The 6,871-nt window shown below is 68.2% G+C and carries 6 protein-coding genes, 1 rRNA gene and 1 pseudogene; 2 read left to right on the top strand and 6 right to left on the bottom strand.

Going from position 1 to position 6,871, the window contains the following annotated elements:
- The 5 genes and pseudogenes from TU30_RS11875 to TU30_RS37115 all read right to left on the bottom strand — a co-directional run.
- A 16S ribosomal RNA gene (locus tag TU30_RS11875) occupies positions 1-217 on the bottom strand; the annotation flags it as partial.
- A 507-nt stretch (positions 218-724) separates the two neighbouring features.
- On the bottom strand, positions 725-2,410 hold the full coding sequence (locus TU30_RS11870; protein ID WP_042168300.1) for a ribonuclease J: 1,686 nt from the start codon (positions 2,408-2,410) through the stop codon (positions 725-727).
- Positions 2,411-2,571: 161 nt separating this feature from the next.
- Positions 2,572-3,471, bottom strand: coding sequence for a 4-hydroxy-tetrahydrodipicolinate synthase (gene dapA, locus TU30_RS11865; protein WP_042168298.1), 900 nt, complete (start codon positions 3,469-3,471; stop codon positions 2,572-2,574).
- Positions 3,472-3,689: 218 nt separating this feature from the next.
- The gene (gene thyX, locus TU30_RS38270; protein ID WP_370626622.1) at positions 3,690-4,793 is read right to left on the bottom strand and encodes an FAD-dependent thymidylate synthase; all 1,104 of its coding nucleotides are present in this window, start codon (positions 4,791-4,793) and stop codon (positions 3,690-3,692) included.
- A 123-nt stretch (positions 4,794-4,916) separates the two neighbouring features.
- A pseudogene (locus tag TU30_RS37115) lies at positions 4,917-5,126 on the bottom strand (FAD-dependent thymidylate synthase); the annotation flags it as partial.
- A gap of 254 nt (positions 5,127-5,380) precedes the next feature.
- Here TU30_RS37115 and TU30_RS37110 point away from each other — a divergent pair.
- A complete protein-coding gene (locus TU30_RS37110) occupies positions 5,381-5,620 on the top strand; it encodes a hypothetical protein (protein WP_042168291.1) in 240 nt (79 codons plus the stop codon).
- Between the two features lie 147 nt (positions 5,621-5,767).
- Positions 5,768-6,322 (top strand): membrane protein, encoded by a 555-nt coding sequence (locus TU30_RS11850; protein WP_042168288.1) that lies wholly within the window; start codon positions 5,768-5,770, stop codon positions 6,320-6,322.
- A gap of 94 nt (positions 6,323-6,416) precedes the next feature.
- On the opposite strand, the gene TU30_RS11845 is transcribed toward TU30_RS11850, so the two are convergent.
- Positions 6,417-6,860, bottom strand: a complete 444-nt coding sequence (locus TU30_RS11845; RefSeq protein ID WP_042168285.1) for a membrane protein — start codon at positions 6,858-6,860, stop codon at positions 6,417-6,419.
- Positions 6,861-6,871 lie beyond the last annotated feature (11 nt).

The raw sequence follows: 6,871 nt of genomic DNA, 5'->3' as shown, positions 1-6,871 counted from the left end.
CTCACCGCCGGAGCTTTTAACCCCCACCCATGCGAGTGGAAGTGTTATCCGGTATTAGACCCCGTTTCCAGGGCTTGTCCCGGAGTGAAGGGCAGATTGCCCACGTGTTACTCACCCGTTCGCCACTAATCCCCACCGAAGTGGTTCATCGTTCGACTTGCATGTGTTAAGCACGCCGCCAGCGTTCGTCCTGAGCCAGGATCAAACTCTCCGTGAATGTTTTCCCGTGATCGGGAGAGCACACACGAGAGCGGAACGGTCAGGCGGAATGGGCCCGGCCGTTCACAGCGTCCTCGCTGTGTTTGTTTCAAAGGAACCTCGTCCCGGCCGAACGGCCGGAGACGGGGTATCAACATATCTGGCGTTGATTTTTGGCACGCTGTTGAGTTCTCAAGGAACGGACGCTTCCTTCGTACTCACCCTCTCGGGCTTTCCTCCGGGCGCTTCCCTTCGGTCTTGCGTTTCCGACTCTATCAGATCTTCCCGATCCGATGTCCCCGGGGTTTCGCCTTCCGGGTTTCCGCTTTCGCGTTTCCCTTTCCGGCGGCTCCGACTTTATCAGAGATTCTGAGTCGGATTTCCCGCCCCTCCGGAGACTGGATCCGATGCTCGAAGCGCTCGGGTTCCCGGTCGGGGGAGCTGCAAACGTACTGGAGCGGGGAGCCCCGATGCAAATCGAGGTGCCCCGCTCCCCGTTGTGGTGTACGGACCGTCCTACGGGTCGTCAGACCTCCACGACCACGGGCAGGATCATCGGCCGACGCCGGTAGGTGTCGGAGACCCACTTGCCCAGCGTGCGGCGAACGAGCTGCTGCATCTGGTGCGGTTCGACGACGCCGTCCTGAGCGGATCGCTCCAGGACCTCTGTGATCTTCGGCAGCACGGCGCTGAAGGCGGAGTCCTCGATCCCGGAGCCGCGCGCCTGGATGTACGGGCCACCGGTGATCTTTCCGGTGGACGAGTCGAGTACCACGAAGACCGAGATGATGCCCTCGTCACCGAGGATCTTGCGGTCCTTCAGGGCCGGCTCGCGGACATCGCCGACGGAGAGGCCGTCGACGTAGACGTACCCGGCCTGGACCTTGCCGGCGATCTTCGCCCTGCCGTCGACCAGGTCGACGACGACGCCGTCCTCGGCGATGACGATGCGGTCGTGCGGGACACCGGTCAGGGCGCCCAGTTCGGCGTTGGCCCGGAGGTGGCGCCACTCTCCGTGCACCGGCATCAGGTTCCGCGGGCGGCAGATGTTGTAGAAGTACAGCAGTTCGCCGGCGGAGGCGTGGCCCGAGACGTGCACCTTGGCGTTGCCCTTGTGGACGACGTTGGCGCCCCAGCGGGTCAGGCCGTTGATGACGCGGTAGACCGCGTTCTCGTTACCGGGGATGAGCGACGAGGCGAGGATCACCGTGTCGCCCTGGACGATGCGGATCTGGTGGTCACGGTTGGCCATCCGGGACAGGGCGGCCATGGGTTCGCCCTGTGAGCCCGTGCACACCAGGACCACTTCGCTGTCCGGCAGGTCGTCCAGTGTCTTCACGTCGACGACCAGGCCCGGCGGCACCTTGAGGTAGCCGAGATCCCGGGCGATGCCCATGTTGCGGACCATGGAGCGGCCGACGAAGGCGACCCGGCGGCCGTACTCGTGCGCCGCGTCCAGGATCTGCTGGATGCGGTGGACGTGGCTGGCGAAACTCGCCACGATGATCCGCTTGCGGGCGCCGGCGAAGACCTGGCGCAGGGCGTTGGAGATGTCGCGCTCCGGCGGGACGAAGCCCGGGACCTCGGCGTTCGTCGAGTCGGACAGGAGGAGGTCGATGCCTTCCTCGCTGAGCCGGGCGAACGCGTGGAGGTCGGTGAGGCGGTTGTCCAGCGGGAGTTGGTCCATTTTGAAGTCGCCGGTGTGGACCACCATGCCCGCGGGCGTACGGATGGCCACGGCGAGGGCGTCGGGGATCGAGTGGTTGACCGCGACGAACTCGCAGTCGAACGGTCCGATGCGCTCGCGGTGCCCCTCCGCCACCTCCAGGGTGTACGGACGGATGCGGTGCTCCTGGAGCTTGGCCTCGATGAGGGCGAGGGTCAGCTTGGAGCCGATCAGCGGGATGTCCGGCTTCTCGCGGAGCAGGAAGGGGACACCGCCGATGTGGTCCTCGTGGCCATGGGTGAGGACGATGCCCTCGATGTCGTCGAGGCGGTTCCGGATGGACGAGAAGTCCGGAAGGATCAGGTCGATCCCGGGCTGCTCGTCCTCGGGGAAGAGCACACCGCAGTCGACGATGAGCAGGCGGCCTCCGTACTCGAAGACCGTCATGTTGCGGCCGATCTCGCCGAGACCGCCGAGTGGGGTGACGCGCAGGCCGTTCGCGGGGAGCGTCGGCGGCGGGCCGAGTTCAGGATGCGGATGGCTCAAAAGACTCTCCTCACCACGCGCGCCACGTCCCGGTGGGGCACGTGGCGCGCGTGACGTTCGTGCAGAAGCAGTTGTCGTGGTGGTGGTGCGCGGGCACCGGTGGCCCGCCGCTTATTCAGTTGTGGAGTCAGGTTGCGCGAGCGGTCGCGCGAAGTCCGTTGTCAGAGCTGTACCCCGCCGGCGGCAAGATCGATCTTGAGCTGCTCGATCTCTTCCGGCGTGCACGCGGCCATGGGGGCGCGCAGGGGGCCGGCGGGCAGGCCCTGCAGAGCGAGCGCCGCCTTGGCGGTCATCACACCCTGGGTACGGAACATCCCCGTGTAGACGGGAAGCAGCTTCTGGTGGATCTCGGTGGCCTTCTGGACGTCCCCCGAGGTGTAGGCCTCGACCAGGGCGCGCAGTTCGGGCGTGACGAGGTGGCCGACGACCGAGACGAAGCCGACGGCTCCCACGGAGAGCAGCGGCAGGTTCAGCATGTCGTCACCGGAGTACCAGGCGAGGCGCGAGCGGGCGATGGCCCAGCTGGCACGGCCGAGGTCGCCCTTGGCGTCCTTGTTGGCGACGATCCGCGGGTGCTCGGCCAGACGGACGAGCGTCTCCGTGTTGATCGGGACACCGCTGCGGCCGGGGATGTCGTAGAGCATGACCGGCAGCCCGGTGGTGTCGGCGATGGCTGTGAAGTGCTGGTACAGGCCTTCCTGCGGAGGCTTGTTGTAGTACGGGGTGACGACCAGCAGGCCGTGTGCGCCGGTGCGCTCCGCGGTGCGGGCCAGCTCGATGCTGTGACGGGTGTCGTTGGTGCCGACCCCGGCCACCACGTGCGCGCGGTCCCCGACCGCCTCCAGGACCGCCCGTACGAGGTCCGCTTTCTCCGCGTTGCTGGTGGTGGGGGACTCGCCGGTGGTGCCGTTGACGATCAGGCCGTCGTTGCCTGCGTCCACCAGGTGGGTGGCGAGCCGCTGGGCGCCGTCGAGGTCGAGTGCGCCGTCCGCCGTGAAAGGCGTGACCATGGCGGTGAGGACCCTCCCGAAGGGGGTCTGCGGAGTGGAGGTCGGAGCCATGGGTTACACGCTACTCGCTGCTCGGGGCAGGGTCTGCCCTCGGGGGAGGCGACAGGTGGGGACAAAGGGGGAGCCCGGCACTGCCTGCTCGGGGGTTCAGGCAGTGCCGGGCCCGTTTGATCAGGCTAGATGAAATGCGGTAAATACCGCAATCCGGACATCTCGAAAGGCTGATCGTACGTATGTACCCGGCCGGGGGTGAGGGCCCCTGCCTGGGACTACGGGGCCACGCGCCCGTTGGCGTTGAAGGCGGCGTGGGTGAGCGGCATGAGCCGGGCCCATTCGGCCTCCATCTTTTCGCCGACCATCTCGATCTCCCGCTGTGGGAAGGACGGCACCTTCGCCAGTTCGTGCTGGGTGCGCAGGCCGAGGAAGTGCATCAGTGAGCGGGCGTTGCACGTGGCGTACATCGAGGAAAAAAGACCGACCGGGAGGGTGGCGCGGGCGACCTCGCGGGCGATGCCGGCCGCCAGCATCTCCTGGTACGCGGCATACGACTGCCGGTAGGACTCCTCCATGGCGGCGGTGACGGTTTTGTACTGCTCGGGGGTGCCGTCGACGAACTCGTACTTGCCGGGGCGGCCCTGCTGGACCAGCTTGCGGTCCTCGCCGGGGACGTAGAAGACCGGCTGGAGCTCGCGGTATCGCCCGGACTCCTCGTTGTACGAATTGTGTACGACAAAGCCGTCCGCGATGAAGTTGTGGTGCGGCGGCGGCATGGAGATGTCGTAGGTCATCTCCTCCCCGTCGGGGGCGACGGAGGCGACGCCCTCCCAGCGCACACCGTTCCGGAAGGCGCGGCGGCGCACTCCGACCGGTGCGCCTTCGCCCTCGGTCTTCCGCTGGTGACACGACGTGCAGGCCGGTCGTAGGTTCGAGACGTCGAGCGACTTGGTCAGGTCGGTGTCCACGGGGACGACGTGGTCCAGCTCCAGGTCCTTCGCCTCGAACTTCTCCTCGCAGAGGTAGCAGAGGTCCATGGGCGCGATGAGATCGGCCCGCTGCTCGGTGGTCCAGATCTGGATCCCCTCACGCAGGCGCTTCGGGATTCCCACCCGCTCGCCGACCTCCACCCGACCGAGACGCCCTACCTGGTCGCCGACGCGCAGGTCGCCGGCGCGGACCCAGCCTCCCGGCGTCCACACACGGTGGTCCGCGGTGCAGCGCAGGACCCTGCCATGGGTTGTCGAGACCTTGAGGATCGGCTTCACGCCGGACTCGAAAACGTCGGTCATGCGCGCCTTCTCCGCCAGCCCGGTCTCCAGGTCGATGGTGTCGGCCAAGAGGTTCTGACAGGACTTCAGTCTGCGCGTGCGCCCCATCGAGTCGGGCACACCGACCTTCCAGTCCCGATGGATGTCCGCGATGCGCTTGGTCTTGCCGCTCCTGCTGGTGCCGACGCGGATCCTGGCGTCACCCGGCAGGCACCAGCCGACCCGGTGGCGCATGAACTCGCGGAACACGAAGATCGGGGCGCTGACGAGGAACGTCAGGGAGTTGTGCTCGAACGGACTGCCGTGCCGGTCCCGCATCAGGTAGTTGATCAGGCCCTTGGACCGCTCCGGGTCCTTCTCCAGTTCCCCGATGGACTGCTCGCCCAGGGTCGATACGCGGGCGGCGAACAGGACATCCGAGTCCGAGGCGCTGGACTTCACCAGTTCGACGGTGACGTCACTCCGCAAGGTGACGTCATCGGACGTTGACGGCTGGGGATCGTCGGCGGAGGTCAAGAGGGTCCTTCCGGTCACATCACGGCTGCAGTTCGGCGACCACTCTACGGGGCACCCGTCACGGCGGGAGAAGGACCGTACCGCGACGTGTTTCCCCTATCTGGGCACCTTCTTCCGGTGCCGCTCGTTTGTGGCGGTGAGAGTGATTCGTTCGAGTTTCGAGGGGAGAAGCACCACTGATGTTCGGTCGACGGGAATCCGTGCCGTTCGCCTTCCTTGCCCCTACCGGCAGTTTCCGCAGCAATGTCACGCCCCCGCCCCGCGAGCGGGCTTCCGCCGGGGAGCTGGCGGGGCGCTGGCTGCTGGGGGTCTGCATCGTCGCCGGGCTGGTGGGTTCCCTCGTGATCGGGATGCCCGCGTTGTCCACGGACCGGTCGGCCACGGGGGCTGAGCAGTCAGAGGCGTCCGACAGACACTGAGCGGGCACGGACGGACACGGACGGGCGCCGGCCCGCACGGAGGAGGGGCGGCCGGTCCCCACCGGGCCCCCCAAGGTGGTGAGGGGTGCCACAGATCGGTAGCCTCACCGGGCACTGCCCACGCATGGATCGAGTGAGGACCCAGCCGTGCCCCTGCCCTTCCTGACGGCCGACCGTGCCTTCGAGACGGCTGACGATGTCGCGTTGCCGTACAACGACCGTGACCGCTGGCGGCGCCCGTACCGGCCGGGTCCGTGGCGGGTGGGCGCGGCGGCGATACTGCTGCTGCTCGCCTCGTTCGTGCTGTTCTCGGCGGTGATCATCGCGGCCACGGCATCGCTGTCGTCGGCCGGCGTGGTCTTCGGGGTCGCACTGGTCGCCGTCGTCGCCGCCCTGCGGTTGCTGCGCATGGGCACGTGGGTGAGCGCCCGCGGGCTGCGGCAGGTGGGTCCGCTCACCACCCGTACGACGCCGTGGGACCAGGTCGTCGCGGTGCGCACGGTGCAGCAGCCGGTGCGCTGGCTGGGGCTGCCGCGGACGGTGCAGGGGCAGGCGCTGCTGCTCGTCCGGCGGGGGCGGTCGGCGGAGCCCCAGCCACCGCTGCTGACCTCGCACAACGCCGACTTCCTGGGACGCGAGGCGGCCTTCGACCGGGCGGCCGACTCGGTGGAGGTCTGGGCCGACGAGTACCGGCGGGACTGAGCGGGACCGAACCGTCGCGCACCCGACGAGCCGGGCCCGGTCCGCACACGCGGACCGGGCCCGGCTCGTTCTCGTCCTGCCGGGTCGCCCTGCGTCAGGGGGCCGTCCGGCGCAGGGCGATCGCGCGTTGCATCGCCTTGCGGGCGCGCGGGGTGTCCCGGGCGTCGTGGTAGGCGACGGCGAGCCGGAACCAGCTGCGCCAGTCGTCGGGGGCGTCCTCCGTCTCGGCCTTGCGCCGGGCGAAGACCTCGTCGGCCGAGTCGCGGTCGACACGGCCGCTGGGCAGGCGTTTGAGCTCGTCCACGGGCAGCCCGCCCTGGGCGTCGAGCTCGGCGGCGAGCCGGTTGGCGTCGCGGACGAACTCGGTGTTCTTCCACAGGAACCACACGCCGATGGCCGGCAGGACGAGCACCGCCACGCCGAAGGCGACGGTGAGGGGCGTTCCGGCCTGGATGAGGAGCACACCACGGCTGCCGACCAGGACGAAGTAGACGACCAGGACGGCTGCCGTGATGGCGTAGGAGATCTTCGCGCGCATGATTCGGCTCG

The organism is Streptomyces sp. NBRC 110035, from assembly GCF_000829695.1.
Lineage (GTDB): Bacteria > Actinomycetota > Actinomycetes > Streptomycetales > Streptomycetaceae > Streptomyces.
Note: the sequence above shows the minus strand (reverse complement) of the source record. Positions and strands in the feature narration are given on the sequence as shown.